The 16,779-nt window shown below is 61.9% G+C and carries 10 protein-coding genes; 7 read left to right on the top strand and 3 right to left on the bottom strand.

The genetic code is table 11. The annotated features are described in order from the left end of the window. Nucleotides 1-215: 215 nt before the first annotated feature. From AC3RLQ_RS19155 to AC3RLQ_RS19145, 3 genes are all read right to left on the bottom strand, one after another. Nucleotides 216-821, bottom strand: coding sequence for a hypothetical protein (locus tag AC3RLQ_RS19155; protein WP_493030251.1), 606 nt, complete (start codon nucleotides 819-821; stop codon nucleotides 216-218). 193 nt (nucleotides 822-1,014) lie between these two features. Further along, the gene (locus AC3RLQ_RS19150; protein ID WP_493030250.1) at nucleotides 1,015-1,764 is read right to left on the bottom strand and encodes a hypothetical protein; all 750 of its coding nucleotides are present in this window, start codon (nucleotides 1,762-1,764) and stop codon (nucleotides 1,015-1,017) included. Nucleotides 1,765-1,866: 102 nt separating this feature from the next. Beyond that, entirely contained in the window at nucleotides 1,867-2,589 is a 723-nt protein-coding gene (locus AC3RLQ_RS19145) for a sensor histidine kinase (protein WP_493030249.1), read from the bottom strand. Nucleotides 2,590-2,891: 302 nt separating this feature from the next. Here AC3RLQ_RS19145 and AC3RLQ_RS19140 point away from each other — a divergent pair, with 302 nt between their 5' ends. The 7 genes from AC3RLQ_RS19140 to AC3RLQ_RS19110 all read left to right on the top strand — a co-directional run bounded on the left by AC3RLQ_RS19140 (nucleotide 2,892) and on the right by AC3RLQ_RS19110 (nucleotide 16,357). Then, nucleotides 2,892-3,785: an ABC transporter ATP-binding protein gene (locus AC3RLQ_RS19140; protein WP_493030248.1), complete on the top strand. Its 894-nt coding sequence runs from the start codon at nucleotides 2,892-2,894 to the stop codon at nucleotides 3,783-3,785. Continuing rightward, complete coding sequence (locus tag AC3RLQ_RS19135) at nucleotides 3,782-4,627, top strand: ABC transporter permease (RefSeq protein ID WP_493030247.1); 846 nt, start codon at nucleotides 3,782-3,784, stop codon at nucleotides 4,625-4,627. Before AC3RLQ_RS19140 ends, AC3RLQ_RS19135 begins: the two co-directional genes overlap by 4 nt. Further along, nucleotides 4,624-5,472, top strand: a complete 849-nt coding sequence (gene panC / locus AC3RLQ_RS19130) for a pantoate--beta-alanine ligase (RefSeq protein ID WP_493030246.1) — start codon at nucleotides 4,624-4,626, stop codon at nucleotides 5,470-5,472. Before AC3RLQ_RS19135 ends, panC begins: the two co-directional genes overlap by 4 nt. 130 nt (nucleotides 5,473-5,602) lie before the next feature. Further along, nucleotides 5,603-5,932 (top strand): hypothetical protein, encoded by a 330-nt coding sequence (locus AC3RLQ_RS19125; protein ID WP_493030245.1) that lies wholly within the window; start codon nucleotides 5,603-5,605, stop codon nucleotides 5,930-5,932. A gap of 909 nt (nucleotides 5,933-6,841) precedes the next feature. Next, a complete protein-coding gene (locus AC3RLQ_RS19120; protein ID WP_493030244.1) occupies nucleotides 6,842-9,898 on the top strand; it encodes a DUF1553 domain-containing protein in 3,057 nt (1,018 codons plus the stop codon). 411 nt (nucleotides 9,899-10,309) lie between these two features. Then, entirely contained in the window at nucleotides 10,310-12,517 is a 2,208-nt protein-coding gene (locus tag AC3RLQ_RS19115; protein ID WP_493030243.1) for a copper-transporting P-type ATPase, read from the top strand. Nucleotides 12,518-12,601: 84 nt separating this feature from the next. Continuing rightward, nucleotides 12,602-16,357 carry a protein kinase domain-containing protein gene (locus AC3RLQ_RS19110; RefSeq protein WP_493030242.1) on the top strand — a complete coding sequence of 1,252 codons (3,756 nt, stop codon included), beginning with the start codon at nucleotides 12,602-12,604 and terminating at the stop codon, nucleotides 16,355-16,357. Nucleotides 16,358-16,779: the final 422 nt, after the last annotated feature.

Raw genomic sequence — 16,779 nt, 5'->3', positions numbered from 1 at the left:
TCAATCCTCCCCAGCCTCAGGTGGCAGTGAACTAGAGCGTTTTAGTTTATGACGTGTCCGCTGAATCAAGTGCAGCCAAAGCGGGTCTCCCTCTCCCCGCCCCTGGCACACGAAGAAACCGAATACTTTACTTCGGGGAGAGGGCTGGGGTGAGGGGCTCGGTTTTATGCCCATCACGATGGCATCAGTTAAGACCGCTATAAGATTTAAAACGCTTAACGATGATGCCCAATCGAGGTGCTTCCATGAATCCCCACACCCGGAACCACGCCCGTACGCGTGCTCGATTGTCCGAGCGGCCCGAAGATCACCGGCAGATGGTTGTTCAGATCCGTATACCCCAGCGTCGGGCTCCAGCTCACGTTGGGGGAGCCATAGAAGTTAAGTCCATGCCCCTGCGGCACATACACGCCACCGCTGCCTGCACCAATGTTGGTAGTGCTGGGGCTCCAGCCGCGATTCCGGTACATCCCATGTCCATGATAGCCCCCGCCATAATAATACGCTCCCATCTGCCCTAGCCCCAGCACGGGTGCCAGGCTCTGCATGTAGCCGCCATTCGGCTGCTGCACATACACCACCGGCTGTTGCGCCGCATACTTGGCCTGCGCAGCGATCATGGCCTCGGCCATCTTGGTTTCGCGTTCGCGTCTGGCCTGCACCGCCGCCTTGCGTGCCTCCGCCTGCTCTTTCTCATACGCATCGGCTTTGTAGGCGTCATACCCCAGCGCATGGCGCATCGGTTCGGACAGATCCGAAAACAGCACCTTCGCCACGCCCTTGCTGTGCGAAAACAACACCCCGTCCGGATCACGTTTCATGATCTTGCAACGCTCATACGTTTTCCCTTGAGCCGTTTCGATCGTGGTTGGCTCTCCTGCACTCGCACAAATCGCGAATCCCAATTGAAGCGTGACAATCAGAAGTGAGAACGTTTTCATAATAGTTGTGGATTTGACTCCAAAACGCCACTTTTGCCAGCTTTTAATGCTTCATATAACTGAAGCAAATCTCTCAATGGTGGTGATGCATGCCACCGAAGCCAAAGCCCCCGCCGCCTATCCCGATGTGAATCCCGTGCCCGATATTCCATTGGCCGCTGATTATGGGACCATAGCTGCCTCCATAATAACCGCCGTAGCTCGGGTAGTAGCCCCCAGAAGGATAGCCGCTGTAGTACGGGTAGCTCCCATACGAATAGCCGCCATAAGGGTAGCCATAGCCATAGCCGTACCCGGAATAATACCCGCTGCCCGAGTACCCATACGGGTAGCCAAAGCGCGAATAGCTGCTCCCACTGTAGGATCGCCCACCCACCGCCGGACCCGTGATAGTCGTCCCCACCCACGAAGGAGATGCAGTGCCCCCGGCCGAACCTGACGTCGCCGCGATACGGCTCGCGGTCGCCAGATAGCTCGCCTCCGCCATCTTCGCCTCCATCAGTTGCTCCTGCATCGCGATCTCCCGCAGCTTCTGCCGCTCCTGCTCCGCTTTGCGCAGCGCAGCCTGCTCCTTCTGATATTCGGCCTCCGCCTTCGGATCGTAGCGGAATTCACTCCTCAGGCTCTCAGGAAGCTCTGCGAAGGGGATTTTAGCCGCGCCATTCTTGTGTGAGAAACTCACCCCGTCCGGGTAGATGTGCAGCACCCGGCACTCGTAGAATGACCTGCCATCACGTGTCGTGATCGTGCCGTAGTTCTTCGGAGCAGCGCTGGCCGGAAGCACGCTGAGCAACAGGGCGGCGAACAGAACAGATCGTTTCATGAGAGACCTCCAAAAAGGGATGTTCAATACGACAACGAAGGCCGTGCCGCCGTTGCATCTAAATTAAACGTCAAAACTCAAAAAACATTCAGCCCCGAGGTCCTAGACCATCGGGCAGCTCAGCCAAAACGTGGTCGTGTTGTTCTCAGAGGCCACGCCCAGCTGTATGTTCATCTGATGGCTCAGCATCGCCGCAATCGTCAGCCCCAGGCCGAGGTGATTGCTGTTCTTGGAACCATGAAATGGACGGAAAACCTCCTGAATCTTCTCCGGGGCGATCTGGGATCCCGTGTTGCTCACCAGAATGTCCACCCGGCGCTGTTCAGCCGGGGTGATCGTGCCCGGGCCGCAAATCTTCAGCGCACAGCGGCCACCACCCTTGGCGGCGGCTTCAGCGGCGTTTTTCAGCAGCTCGGTCAGGATGTCCTTAAACTTCGTCGGATCCACCAGGATCGGCGGCAGTCCCGCCTGCACATCCGCCTCAAGCTGCACGCCCTCCTTCTGAAACGGTTCCATCACCGCACCTTCGATGACCGGCAGGTACTCGTTCAAACCAAGCGACTGCGGCGTGATCTTCGCACAGCCGCCGGCGGAGCGAATGCGCTCGCTCAGATTGGTCACACCCAGGGATGCCTCACGGATGTGCTGCATGTTTTCGCTCACTCCCGCATCCAGATCGTCCGTCATCAAAATCAGGCTGCTGAAGCCCTGGATCACCGCCAGCAGGTTGTTCAGCTTGTGGGTCAGCCCACGCAGCAGTTCCTGGTGAAAGCCTTCGCTGTGTTCTTGGCCGAGATTGAGAGTCGTGGGGAAATAAAACTGCATGGCAAAAAGGGGGCGTGGACAGGCCGGAGTAATGCAGTCGGGCAGCCGCGGTGTAAACGCGAATTTGGCGACTTCTTCTGCGCCGAAGGCGCTCTTTGCTGGGAGCGCCAGTATTTTACTGGCCGAACAGGAAACGGTTGGCAGCGCGCAGCCCCGGCCGTCAGCGTGTGCATGCGTCGTTCTGGCTGGGCGCATGGCATAGGGGGTGCAGCATTGCACTGGCCACCCCACTCCACAAATCCTCCCCCGAATTCGCTATAAAAACTCGCATCCGCAGCGGCATCTCGCCACTGTCTCACCCCATGGCACTCCTCGAAGTACGACACCTCACCAAGCGCTGGCCCACCGGGCGGCTCGCTTTGGATGACGTCGGCTTCGAAGTCCGCGAAGGCGAGATCCTCGGCCTCCTCGGCCACAACGGCGCCGGCAAGAGCACCATCATGGGCATCACCCTCGGCATGGTGCGGCCAGACATCGGCGAAGTCCGCATCGGCGGCCGCAGCGTTCAGCAAAATCGCGGCGCAGCCCTCCAGCAAATCGGCGCCATCTATGAGGCCGCCGTGTTTTACGATTACCTCAGCGGCTGGCAAAACCTCCGCGTCCTCTGCTCCCTCTCCGGCTGGTGGGATGAGGCCGAGGTGAAACGCGTCGTTCAGATGGTCAATCTCACTCGCGCCATCCAGCAAAAAACCGCCACCTACAGCCACGGCATGCGCCAGCGCCTCGCCTTGGCCCAGGCCCTGCTGCCCCAGCCCAAGATCCTCCTCCTCGACGAGCCCACCGACGGCCTCGATCCCGAAGGCATCCGCGAGTTCCGCGAGCTCATCCTCCACCTGCGCAAGCACCACGGCATGACCATCATGCTCAATTCCCACCTCCTCGGCGAAGTCGAGCAGATGTGCGATCGCTGCGTCATCCTCAAGGACGGCAAAAAAGTCTTCGAAGGCCCCGTCCCCTCGCAGGAAAAATCCCGCCGCATCTTCCAGCTCGACACCAACGACATCGGCCTCGCCCGCGAAGTTCTCGACCGCTGCGGCGCCACCATGGACAAACACGGCATAGTCGAAGTCCCGCTCAACATGGAGCCGCATGAACTCGTCACCGCCCTCGTGAATGGCAAAGTGCAGGTCAACACCTGGCAGGCGCACCGCCGCACCCTCGAAGACCTCTACATGGGCCTCTCCTCCAAATCATGACGCTCTTCTTCCAGCAGTGGTATGGCGAGCTCCTGAAGCTCTTCGCACGCCGGCGCACCTACATCGGCTTCGGTGCCTTCATAGCACTCGAGATCCTCATCCTGCTCCTCATCAAAAAATTCGGCATGGGGCCGATCCAGAAAGCCATCGTCGGTTCGGGTCAGAGCTTCGAGTACTACTTTTCCGCGCTCACCGTGGCCAGCACCATCATGGGCTTCGCCATCTTCCTCCTCGGGGCCTTGTTCCTCACACTCGTGGCCGGCGACATCGTCGCCAAGGAAGGGGAGGATGGTCACATGCGGCTGCTGCTCGCACGGCCTGTCAGCCGCTTCCGCCTGCTGCTTCTGAAATACCTCACCTGCAGCGCCTACGCGTTCTTCCTCGTGCAGTTCTTCGCATGGACTTCATTCCTCCTCGGCCTCATCCTCCGCGGCTGGGGCGGTGGTTACTTCGCCATCGTGCCCGAAGTTTCCGTCGTCGCATTTTACGACTGGGGCCCCGGCTTGCAGCGCTACGCACTGAGTTCTCTCTATCTCGGACTCAGCATGACGGCGGTCAGCAGCATCGCGTTTTTTCTCTCCTGCTTCCGCATCAAGCCCGCCGCCGCCACCATCGGCGCTTTGACCTACATCCTGGTGGACTTCATCATGCGCAACAGCGGCTTCATGGACAACTACCAGCATCTGCTGGTCACCAAGCACATGGCCTCATGGGGACGCATCCTCGCGGAAAACATCGACTGGCCCCTCATCTGGCGTGGCTACGCCGTCATCTTCGCCGTAAACGTTACGCTCTTTACCCTGGGCTACGCCGTATTTGAATCCAGAGACTTAAAATCATGAATGTCATCAACAACATCCGCCAGCTTCGTTCCTGGAGCACCATCAACAAAGGCGCCCGCTGCGTCTTTGTGCCCACTATGGGCGCTTTGCATGATGGCCACGCCGCGCTCATCCGCGCCGCACGCGAGATCGCCGGCCAGAACGGCAATGTCGCCGTCAGCATCTTCGTCAATCCTCTCCAGTTCGGTCCCGGCGAAGACTTTAGCAAATACCCGCGCACCCTCATCGAGGACCTCAGCATCTGCCGTGACAACGGCGCGGACATGATCTTCGCACCCAAGGCCGATGAACTGTATCCCGCAGATCGCAGCATCGCCCTCTACGAGACCAGCCTCTCGCAGCGCCTCTGCGGTGCCAGCCGCCCGGGCCATTTCGAAGGCGTCTGCACCATCGTCGCCAAGCTCTTCAACCTCGTTCAGTGTGACGACGCCGTCTTCGGAAAAAAAGACTACCAGCAGTTCGCCATCATCCGCCGCCTCGTGCGCGACCTCGATTTCAATGTCGTGCTGCATGCCATCGACACCGTGCGTGAAGCAGACGGCCTCGCCATGAGCAGTCGCAATCGCTATCTCAGCCCCGAAGAACGCGCACAAGCCCCCGCACTCCGCACCGCGCTCGTGGCCGCCCGTGATGCCTGGAAAAACGGCGAGCGTGAACCCGCAGCTCTGGAGCGCCTCATCACCCAGACCATCCAGGAAAAAGCCCCCACCAGTCGCATCGATTACGTGGCCGCCGTGGATGCCACGACTCTCCAGCCCGTCTCCGCCACCACCGAGCTCGTCGTCATTGCCGTCGCCGTCTACTTCGGCACCACACGTCTCATCGACAACATCGAATTGAAGTAAGCAACGAATCGCTGAATAACACCATGCACCTCAGTTCCCTTCAGGATAATCTCTGCGGCGTTCCAGCCTCTGCGGTGTAAATCAGTATCTCAGTAAGGCGGCCCTCCAGTCCGTCGGTTCTCCATTCTCCATGTCCGAACCCCATTCCAGCCACAGCGCCGAAGGCTACGACCTCGAAGTCGTCCGTAGCGTCTGGAGTCTCGCCCAGGTCATTCCCGGCAATGACCCCGAAGTCTGGCGCAAAGACGAATTCGGCGCCTGGATTCACCGCACCGACTACTGCAACCGCCATTCCGACTTCGGCTGGGAAATCGCCGACTACGGCTACAGCCGCCGCAGCATGGGCCTCGCCTCCCTGCGCCCCATGCAGTGGCAAAACTATCTCGACTTCATGGTCGCTGCCCGCAATCAAGCCGTCGTCACCGCCGACGGCCTCCGCAACGCCCGCCGCCTCTTGTAGTAGAACCATCGAGAAACGGTATCTGGGTGACATGAACAGCATTCGTTTAATGATATGCATCGTGTGCAGTGAACACTGAGCCGCCAGCGCCCGTGCCAGCTTTTTGGAACCGAAGCGAAGCGGAGGTAGACAGCCGCAGGCTGCCCGAAGGGTGAGCGCAGCGAATCAATGCGGTCGCGCAGATGCAAGGCGCAAGCCTGCATCGGAGCCACCGCTTTCGCGGGGTAAAGAATGCGCTTCGTCCTTAACCCGCCCTCCAGTTTGCGAAAGCGACTTCGCGCCCAACTTTACCGCACACATACCCGCTGTGCTTCGTTTCCCAGACGCTGTCGCATTCGTATCAGTGCCACGCCATAATGCCCAGCTTCAGGCGATCAAAGCGCATCGTGCCCTGCACACTGGCTTCCTTGTCTGACTAACGCATCTTCCCACACTTCGCTCCGCATTACACCAGCTCCAACGGAGCTGCGGATTACAGCCCAGGGTCAGCCGAGCCTCAGCGAGGCGACCCTGGGTAGTGCCAAAACCACCCGGGAAGCAAACCCAGCACTTCACCGCACCCAGAGCTCACCAGCAGCGTCTGCAACCAGTGCCGCCGCAGATTGGCTCCGCTGTCTGACGACGTTCCAATGCCACCCCAGCCTCCGATAACCACCCATCACGGAATGGCATTCCAGCATGCCATGCTTTTCACCTGAGGATGCATCACGCCAAACACGCTCTCATTAGGCCGTGATCGATACTTCAAAAATCAACAATCGATTGTTCGACAATCGTCAATCACTCACGCCCGCAGAACTCCTGAGCGCCGCAGATTGACGATTCATCCTGCGCACTCTTGCTGTAGCACACGCTCCCGCCTCTACAGATCCCGAAAGTCCGCCCCCCGCGCCTCGTTCATACAGCAGCATGCTCCGTCCCGCCTTCATCGCGCTGCTCACCACAGCCACCCTTCACGCCGCAGGCACCGACTTCTCCAAGGACGTCTATCCCGTCCTCCAGCGCGCCTGCTTCGAATGCCACGGCCCCGAACACCACAAAGCCGATCTCCGCCTCGACACCGCTTCTCCGCAACACCTCAAAATCGGCTCCGATCTCCTCCGCCGCGTCGCCCTGCCCAAGGAAGACAAAGACGCCATGCCCAAACGCGGCGACCGCCTCACCGCCGCCGAAATCTCCCACCTCCGCGACTGGATCACCGCCGGTGCCCACTGGCCCAACAAACTCGAAACCCTCAAACACTGGAGCTACATCCCGCCCCAGCGCTCCGCCTTGCCCGCCGTCAAAAACCAGGCATGGCCCAAGAACGAAATCGACCGCTTCATCCTCGCCAAACTCGAAGCCAGCAACCTCACTCCCTCGCCCCCCGCCTCTCCCGAAACCCTCATCCGCCGCCTCTCCCTCGACCTCACCGGCCTCCCACCCACCCCTGACGAAGTCGCCACCTTCACTCAGGAGTACATCCAGCATCCAGAATCTAGTATCGAGCATCTAGCCGATCGCCTCCTCGCCTCCGATCAGTTCGGCGTCCGCTGGGCCCGCCCCTGGCTCGATCTCGCCCGCTATGCCGACTCCCACGGCTTCCAGCGCGATGACCTGCGCGAAGTCTGGGCCTGGCGTGATTGGGTCGTGAACGCCCTCAATGCCAACATGCCCTTCGATCAGTTCACCCTCGAACAAATCGCCGGCGATCTCCTCCCCAACGCCACGCCCTCACAAATCATCGCCACCGGCTTTCACCGCTGCACTCCCACCAACGTCGAAGCCGGCACCGAGCCCGAAGAAAGCCGCATCAACCAAGTCATCGACCGCGTCAACACCACAGGCGCCGTCTGGCTCGGCACCACGCTCGAATGCGCCCAGTGCCACAATCACAAATACGATCCCTTCTCCCAGCGCGACTACTACTCGCTCCTCGCCTACTACAACAACACCGAGAAAGAAGCTGAACGCACCAATCCCACCACACCTGGCTCCATTCAGTTCAAAGGCTCGCCGTTCAAAATCAGCGACCCCGGCGGCGATGCGCAGCGCGCACAGCTCGCCGCGCAGATGAAGACCTTGAATGCTCAGCTCGCCGCTTATCAAAAGCAGGTCGCCAGCACCGGCAAACCTGTCGACAAAAACGCCTCATCAAATGCCCTCAAAGCCCTCAAGCCTACCGCCTTCATCACCGAGAGCGATGCCGAATCCGAACTCCAGCCCGACGGCAGCGTCCTGCTCACCGGCCCCGCCCCCGACAAAGACACCTACACCTTCGAAACTGACCTCACCGCCGGCGAGCTCAGCGGCCTCATGCTCGAAACCCTCACCCACGCCTCCATACCCGGAGAGGGGCCGGGCAGGGGAGGGGTCAATCGCCCCAATTTCGTCCTCCACTCCTTCGACTGCACCCTCACCACGCCCGATGGAAAAACGCAGCCGCTGACCTTCAAGACCGCCTACGCCGACTACTCGCAGAAAGGTTACGATGTCACCAGCCTCGTCACCAAGACCGGCAAAAGCGCTTGGGCCATCGGCCAGCGCTTCCACGAACCGCACTGGGCCGCCTTTGAACTCCAGCAGCCCGTGGCCATCACCCCTGGCACCAAGCTCAGCATCCGCATGGCGCAAAATTTCGGCAATGGCCTCGTCATCGGCTGCCTGCGCATTTCCAGCATCGCAGGCAGTGTCGCCGCCTGCCTCCCCGAAGTCGAAGAGCCCGCGCCAGTCGTTCAAAAGGGCCGCAAAGGCAAAGCCGCCCCCGCACCACTCTCCAAAGACCCCGCACTCGCCAAACTCGAAAAACAAAAGATCGCCCTGCAAAAGCAGATCACCGCCCTCGCCGCTCCCACCACCGAGGTCATGCGCGAACTCTCCCAGCCGCGCATGAGCACCATTTTCAAACGCGGCGTTTACACCGATCCCGCCGATCCCGTCACCGCCTCCGTCCCGGCCATCTTCAACATCAAACTCAGCGGCCCGCCCAACCGCATCACTCTCGGCAAATGGCTCGCCAGCCGCGACAATCCCCTCGTCGCCCGCGTCACCGTCAACCGCTGGTGGGCCGAACTCTTCGGCACTGGCATCGTCTCCACCCTAGAAGACTTCGGCATTAAAGGCGCCGTTCCAAGCCACCCCGAACTCCTCGACTGGCTCGCCACCGAGTTCATCGACAGCCGCTGGAACATGAAGCACCTCCTCAAGAAGATCGTCACAAGCGCCACCTACCAACAGACCAGCTCCATCCACGCTCTGGCCACCCAGTCTCCGTCTCCGGAAATCATAAATCATAAATCAAAAATCATAAATCCCTCCGCCTCCTCCATCGACCCCTCAAACTCCCTCCTCTGGCACGGCCCCCGCTTCCGCCTCGACGCCGAAGCCATCCGCGACAACGCCCTCGCCATCTCCGGCCTCCTCAATCTCAAGCAAGGCGGCACCCCTATTCGCCCGCCCCAGCCCGACGGCCTCTGGCAGAAAGTCGGCGGCCAGCAGTACAACTACGTCGTCAGCCCCGGAGCCGAGCAGTACCGCCGCGGTCTCTACGTCGTGCTCAAGCGCGGCTCACCCTATCCCAGCTTCATGAATTTCGACGCCAGCGCCCGCATGGCCTGCGTCGTCCGCCGCTCCCGCAGCAACACCCCCCTCCAGGCCCTCACCCTCCTCAACGATCCCGTTTACGTCGGTGCCACCCGCGCCTTCGCCAAACGCATCATCGCCGAATCCTCCAGCACCGACCTCGACTCCCGCCTCCAGCACGCCTTCCGCCTCGCCCTCGCGCGCGCACCGCAACCGCGTGAACTCACCGTCCTCAAAACCCTCTGGGAAACCCAGTTCGAAACCGCCAAAACAGACCCCAAAGCCACCCAGGAACTCAGCTCCGGCGTCGAACTCCCCAAAAACCTCCCCCCCGCCGAATTCGCCGCTTGGTACGCCGTCGCCAGCGCCATCCTCAATCTCGACGAGTGCATCACCAAAGGCTGACGCCAAGGTTGAACGACCCTCAGCCCATCAAAGACCATTCATCGTCCGTTTGGGAGATTAGCTGCACAAGGCCACGCGCCAGCTTTTGGAGTGCGGTCGCGCAGATGCAAGGCGCAAGCCTGCATCGTAGCTACCGCTTTCGCAGGCTATTAAATGGCCTCCGTCCTCAACCCTCCATCCAGCCACCCAAAGCGGCGTCCCGCCAAATCTGCCGCACGCACCACACGCACCGCAGTCCGCAGCGTACGTATTGTAGTCCCGGCTTTAGCCGGTTCCGGACGCGCCACCCAGCACCTCCTGTCACACCATATCCCCCACGCTCTCCCCACACCCGCAAACCCCGGGCATGAGCACCTTTCGCCAAAAATCGGCTGGTGATGGCGTTCTTTGTGCGGCTACCTTACCACCGCGATGCTTCCCAACGCACCCACACCCTGCCCGCACTGCTCCTCGCACGAGGCGCAGCCCGCCGCTGCGGCCGTGAAGGAAACCCTGCCTCCCGCCGCCTACATTTGCCCCATGTGCGAGGGCGTCCGTTCCGACAAACCGGGTGCTTGTCCGATGTGCGGCATGGCTCTGGAAAAAAATCCGCTCGCCCATCGCAACGAGCCCGAATGCTGTGGCGATGGCGGTGACGATGAAGTCAACGACCTCTGGTGGCGCGTCCGCTGGAGCACCGCCATGACCGCCCCGGTCGTCCTGCTTTCCATGGGCATGGACCTCCCGTTCATCCGCGACATCCCCCACGAAGCCTCCGGCTGGATGCAGTTCGTCTGGGCCACGCCCGTCGTCTTCTGGGTCGGCTGGCCGCTGCTGGTGCGTTTTGCCAGTTCGCTGCGCACCCTGCGCTTCAACATGTTCACGCTCATCGGCCTCGGCGTGCTCGCCGCATGGCTTTATAGCACCGTGGCCTTGGCGCTGCCGAACCTGCTTCCCCACAGTGCCACCCACGGCGGCATGGTGCTCTACTTTGAAAGCGCCGCCGTCATCACCGTCCTCGTGCTGATCGGCCAGCTCCTCGAACTCCGCGCCCGCAAGGCCACCGGCTCCGCCATTCGCGCCTTGATGAATCTCGCGCCCAAAACCGCCCTGCTCATTCGCAACGGCGAGGAAATCGAGACCCCCGTGGATGACATCCAGATCGGCGATGTCCTCCGCATCAAACCCGGCTCACGCATTCCCGTCGATGGCAGCGTGACCGAAGGCAGCTCCACCGTGGATGAGTCCATGCTCACCGGCGAATCCATGCCGCAGAAAAAGGAGGCAAACGCCGCAGTCACTGGCGGCACGGTGAACGGCAGCGGCACCTTCCTCATGCGTGCGGATCGCGTCGGCGCAAACACCCTCCTGAGTCAGATCGTGGAAATGACCGCCAAGGCGCAGTCCAGTCGTGCGCCCGTGCAGCGTCTCGCAGACCGCGTCTCCTCCTGGTTCGTTCCCGCAGTCGTCGGCGTGGCAGTCCTCACCTTCCTCCTTTGGTGGCAGTTCGGCCCCCAGCCCTCCTTTGCCTTTGCCGTGGTGAATGCCGTCGCAGTCCTCATCATCGCCTGCCCCTGCGCCCTCGGCCTCGCCACACCCATGGCCGTCACCGTCGGCCTCGGTCGCGGCGCTCAACTCGGCGTGCTCATCAAGAACGCCGAAACACTCGAGCGCCTGCACGAGATCGACATCGTGATGCTCGACAAAACCGGCACTCTCACCGAGGGCAAACCCTCAGTCACAGAAGTCTTCCCACTCCCCGGTCTCTCCGCCCGCGATCTCCTTGCCTGCGCCGCCGCCGTCGAATCCATGAGCGAGCACCCCCTCGCCACCGCCATCGTCAACGCCGCGAAGGAACGCAACATCCCCATCGCTGCTGTCACCGATTTCCAGTCAGTCACCGGTGGCGGCGTGCTGGGAAATGTCGGTGACAGCGAAGTCTTCATCGGTCAGGAGTCCTTCTTGAAAAAGAACGGCGTCTTCGTCAGTGCCGAATGCCATGCCCAATCGGTGAAAATGCAGGAGGAAGGCTGCACCGTCGTGGTCGTCGTGCTCAACGAGAAGCCCCTCGGCCTCATCGCCATCAAGGACAAGATCAAAGACTCCGCCCCGGCAGCCATCGCGGCGCTGCACGCGCTCAATTTGAAATTGCAGATGATCACCGGAGACGCCCTCGCCACCGCGCAGCGCGTCGCCAAAGATCTGAACATCGACGAAGTCGCCGCCGAGGTCTCGCCCAAGGAAAAACTGCTCCACGTCTATCAGGCACGCGGCAAGGACCGCCATGTCGCCTTCGCCGGAGACGGCATCAATGACGCTCCCGCCCTGGCCGCCGCCGATGTCGGCATCGCCATGGGCAGCGGCACCGAAGTCGCCATTCAAAGCGCCGGCGTCACACTGGTGAAGGGAGACCTCCGCGCCCTCCATCAGGCCTTCGCCCTCAGCCACGCCACCATGAAGGTCATCCGCCAGAACCTCATGTTCGCGTTTCTATACAACGGCCTCGGCATCCCCCTCGCCGCTGGTATCCTCTATCCCTTCACCGGCTGGCTGCTCAATCCCATGATCGCCAGTGTCGCCATGTCCTTGAGCAGCGTGTCAGTGATTCTCAACAGCCTGCGCCTGCGCCAGTTCAAGTGAGAATGATTTCTGCCTTGCTGGCATCACAAGGCTTGCCCGTATCGTCGTTCTCTGAAACATTGCCCCCGTATTTCCTCTCCACTCGTGAACCCTGATCCGGCCAAGCCAGCTCCACCCTCCTCCTCAAACGAGGATGCGAAGTTCATGCCACCCGCTGAGGCACCGACAGGAATGATCACTCTGGGCCCGGAGGACATGACCATCGCGATTCCCAATCTCAAGCCAGTGACCCCGCCGGTCACACCCAGGCCTCCCGTTCCCGAGCCACCCACCGGCAATATCACCCTGGGCCCCGAAGACCAGACCATCGCCATCCCCAATCCCAGCCGCAGCCTGCCAGCGGCCACGATGGGCAGCGGATCGAATCAAAAGTTTTCGGCCCCCTTGGACACCGGCAGCATCACGCTCGGTCCGGAGGATCAGACCATTGCCATCCACACCGGCAAACCGGGTACACTGCCCGGTGCCGCCACCCTACCCGGCGCGTCCACCATGCCCAGCCACGGCGGCCTCCCTGCCGCCACCGCGGGTTCCATGGCCTCCATGGGCACCACGTCCAGGCCGCGCTCCCACATGGAGTCCCTCACCGGCAATGACGGCTGGATCGGCGATCGCTACCGTTTGCTCGACAAACTGGGCGAAGGCGGCTTCGGCGTCGTCTATCGTGCCGAGCAGGTGAAGCCCATCCACCGCATCGTCGCCATCAAGATCGTCAAGGCCGGCGTCACCTCCTCAGACATCCTCGGCCGCTTCGCCATTGAGCAGCGCACGCTCGCCATCATGGAGCACCCAAACATCGCCCGCATTCTGGACGCGGGCGAGACAGACATCGGCGCTCCCTTCTTCGTCATGGAGATGGTCAAAGGCCGCTCCATCACCAGCTACTGCAAGCAGAACGATCTCAATCTGCGCCAGCGCCTCGCCCTCTTCATTCCGGTCTGCCGCGCCGTGAATCACGCCCATCAAAAAGGCATTATCCATCGCGACATCAAGCCCGGCAACATCATGGTCATGGACGAAGCCGGCAAGGCCGTCCCCAAAGTCATCGACTTCGGCATCGCCAAGGTTCTCGAAGGCGAAGGCTCCGGCCACACCATCGCCACCGGTGTCGATCAACTCGTCGGCACCCCCGGCTACATCAGCCCGGAGCAGATCGAAAACGGCAGCTCGCATGTCGATACCCGCTCAGACGTCTATGCCCTCGGCGGCGTCTTCTTCGAGCTCGTTTGCGGCCGCGCCCTCATCACCCCTTCGGACATCGCCGCAAAGCCCATCCACGTGCTCCTGCGCGATCTCGCGGAGAAAGATCCCCCCAAGCCCTCCACCATCGAGCCCTCCGTCCAGGGAGACCTCGACTGGATCGCCCTCAAGGCCCTCGAACGCGACCCCAACCGCCGCTACGGCAGCGCCGACGATCTCGCAGACGACATCACGCGCTACCTCAGCTTCGAGCCCATCACCGCGCGTCCGCCCAGCAGAAGTTATCTCATCGCCCGGTTCGTTCGCCGTCACCGTGTCGGCGTCGCCGCCGCCATCGCCATCTCCCTCGCCGTCCTCATCGGTGGCATCACCAGCACCGCCTTGTACTTCAAAGCGGAGCGCAACCGCATCGAAGCCGAGCTCGGCCGCGAAAACCTCAAAAAATCCTTCAGCCGCTCCGACGAGCAGATGGCCCGCCAGTTCACCGAGCGCGGTCAGTACAACGACGCCGTCGCCTATCTCACGCGCTCCTTGCGCACCGATCCCACGAACGAGCTTTCCTCCACCAATCTCCTCTCGCTCCTGGCAAACGTTCACCTCATTCGTCCAGACACCGCCCCGCTGGCCCTGCCCGAAGGAACCGTGGAAGCCGCCAAGGTGGCCGTCAGTCGTGAGACAAACAAGGTCATCGCCGCCGCCTTCATCAAGCCCAAGGCCACCCCTGGCCAGGTAGCCGTGCGCGCACCCCGCCGTGAAATCATCTCCATCTGGGACATGAAAACCGGGGAGCGCACCGATCACCCCGTCCCGCCCGGCATGGAAATCACCTGCCTCGATGTCACCCCAGACGGCCAGCAGGTCGTCGTTGCACGCGACGATGGCAACGTCGAGCTCTGGACCCTCAAAGACGGCAAGCGCCGCACTCTCCAGCCCCGCCTGCCCAGCCTCGTCACCTGCATCGCCTTCTCCGGCAATGGAACCAAGCTCCTCGCCGGCAGCGAAGTCGATCCCGCCGACATGGGCTCCATCCACCTCTGGGATCTCCGCCAGCCGCAGGACCCCGCCGTCGTCATGCAGCAAAAAGGCGCCGTCGGCGAGATCGCCGTGGACAACGACGGCGTCTTCGCCGCCTCCATCTTCAGCGGCAGCCTCATCGACCCCAAAGGTCCCGATGGCGCCGCCACCACCTGGGATCTCCGCCTCGGCAAGGCCGTCGGCGATCCCATCGAGGTGGACAAAGGACTCCTCCATGTCGCCATCGAGCCCGTGCAGGAGTTGGTCGCCCTCGGCATGAGCAAAGGCGAAGTCTTTGTCGGCAGCTTCCGCAATACGGGCGAGGTCCTGCCACCTCTGGTGCATCCATCCTCCGTGACTTCTCTCGCCTTCAGCGCCGATGGCCAGTCCGTCGTCGTCGGCGACGGCGGCGGTTACGTCCACGTCTGGAATCTCAGCAATGGCCAGCTCCGCTTCCCCATCCGCAAGCATGACGGCGAAATCATCAAGGCCATGCCTGCCACAGACACCAGCCTCATCACCACCGTCTCAAGACATGGCGATGTCAGCGTCTTCGACGTTCAAACCGGAGCCCTCCTCTCCTCCCACATCGATCACACCGTCAAGGACGCCAAATTCACCCGCGACGGCTCCCTGCTCGTGATGGCGCCCGGGGGCAATTCCTTCGTTCAGGCTTGGGACGTTCATGAGCGCATGTCCGGGCGCAAATTCGTCGATGTCCTCGACAAAAATCTCATCACCCGCATCAAAGGCCCGGACAATTCGCCCGAGCAGCTCCGCTACTCCGAAGCCGGCGGCGCCAACCGCAAAAAGACCATGTACGCCGCCGCAGATCCAGACGGCACGGTCTTCATCTACGACGCCAAAACGCTCAAGCCCCTCGGCAAGCCCTTCCACCATCCGCCGGCCGTCGGTGCCGTCACCCTGAGCCAGGATGAAAAACTCCTCATCACCTCCGGCCGCGATCGCGCCGTGCGCGTCTGGGACATCGCCACCCGCCAAAACATCGTCACCATGCAGCACCACTCCTATGTGCCGGTGCTCGCCCTCAGTCCCGATGATCAGCGCCTCGTCACCGTGACCGATGAAGGCGAACTCCGCGTCTGGGAGCTCCGCACCGGAGACTGCCTCACCCCCGGCATCCGCGATACCCCCCGCACTAGCGATGACGAAGAAGGCATCGTCGTCGCCCGCGTTTCAGATGACGGCAGCAGCGTCCTCTTCCGCGTCGCCGGCCACGGCTTCTTCAGCGCCGCCATGCCCCCCAAAGGCACCGCCTTGCCCGAGTGGTTCCTGCAGCTCGCCGAAGGCCTCGCCCGCCTTCGCCTCACCCCGGCAGGCAACATGGAAGAATTGTCCTTGGAGGACTACGAAGCCGCCGTCGCCGCCATTCCCAAAACGCCCGCCAAAGGCGAAGAAACCGCCGTCACCTGGGCTCGCTGGCTCCTCGCCACCGCCTCCACCCGCCCCCTCTCCCCCTTCGAGCGCCAGTCCTTCGACGACTACCTCGCCTCCCTCAAGCAGCAGGGCTCCCCCGCCGCCGCCCGCGAGCTCCTCCGCTTCCGCCCCAAAGACCGCGACGCCGCCGACCGCGCCAAACTCCTCGTCCCCGCCCTCCCAAAGTAGTCCAGTTGCGCCGCAACTGGTCCGGAATCCGCTCATCCGCTCATCACGCTCCCGCCCACCCAGCGTGAAGTAGTCCGCACTCTCCGAGTGCGGTTCCCTGCAGTCAGCAGACAGCCCGCGTGTCCTTCGAAGCACGCAGTGCGAAGAATGGGCCCGTCCCCGAGCGTGTCAAAAACACTCAAAGCTAGGCCTTCCCCATTTGGACTGGCTTTAGCCCGTTCCTGGAGCTCCGCATCGCCCCTGATCTGACACCAGCCAGCGCACGTTTTGTAGTACCGGCTTTAGCCGGAATCTGGGAGGCGCAGTTCGTGCAAACGGCTCCCCCTGTTACACTCCGCTCCACAATCTACCCGCCTTGAGTTCAGGTGCTTCGTAGCTTTAGCGAAGAAGGAAGCGCAGCTACCGCTTTCCGCAGGCCGTAT

Source organism: Prosthecobacter sp. GW821-HT29F12 (assembly GCF_058803405.1).
This window is presented reverse-complemented; position numbering and strand designations above follow the sequence as displayed.

What these genes read in the sequence shown, in the direction of transcription:
- AC3RLQ_RS19155 (WP_493030251.1), bottom strand. Translation starts at nt 821, where the DNA reads ATGAAACGTGATCCGGACGGGGTGTTGTTTTCGCACAGCAAGGGCGTG.
- AC3RLQ_RS19150 (WP_493030250.1), bottom strand. Translation starts at nt 1,764, where the DNA reads ATGAAACGATCTGTTCTGTTCGCCGCCCTGTTGCTCAGCGTGCTTCCG.
- AC3RLQ_RS19145 (WP_493030249.1), bottom strand. Translation starts at nt 2,589, where the DNA reads ATGCAGTTTTATTTCCCCACGACTCTCAATCTCGGCCAAGAACACAGC.
- AC3RLQ_RS19140 (WP_493030248.1), top strand. Translation starts at nt 2,892, where the DNA reads ATGGCACTCCTCGAAGTACGACACCTCACCAAGCGCTGGCCCACCGGG.
- AC3RLQ_RS19135 (WP_493030247.1), top strand. Translation starts at nt 3,782, where the DNA reads ATGACGCTCTTCTTCCAGCAGTGGTATGGCGAGCTCCTGAAGCTCTTC.
- panC (WP_493030246.1), top strand. Translation starts at nt 4,624, where the DNA reads ATGAATGTCATCAACAACATCCGCCAGCTTCGTTCCTGGAGCACCATC.
- AC3RLQ_RS19125 (WP_493030245.1), top strand. Translation starts at nt 5,603, where the DNA reads ATGTCCGAACCCCATTCCAGCCACAGCGCCGAAGGCTACGACCTCGAA.
- AC3RLQ_RS19120 (WP_493030244.1), top strand. Translation starts at nt 6,842, where the DNA reads ATGCTCCGTCCCGCCTTCATCGCGCTGCTCACCACAGCCACCCTTCAC.
- AC3RLQ_RS19115 (WP_493030243.1), top strand. Translation starts at nt 10,310, where the DNA reads ATGCTTCCCAACGCACCCACACCCTGCCCGCACTGCTCCTCGCACGAG.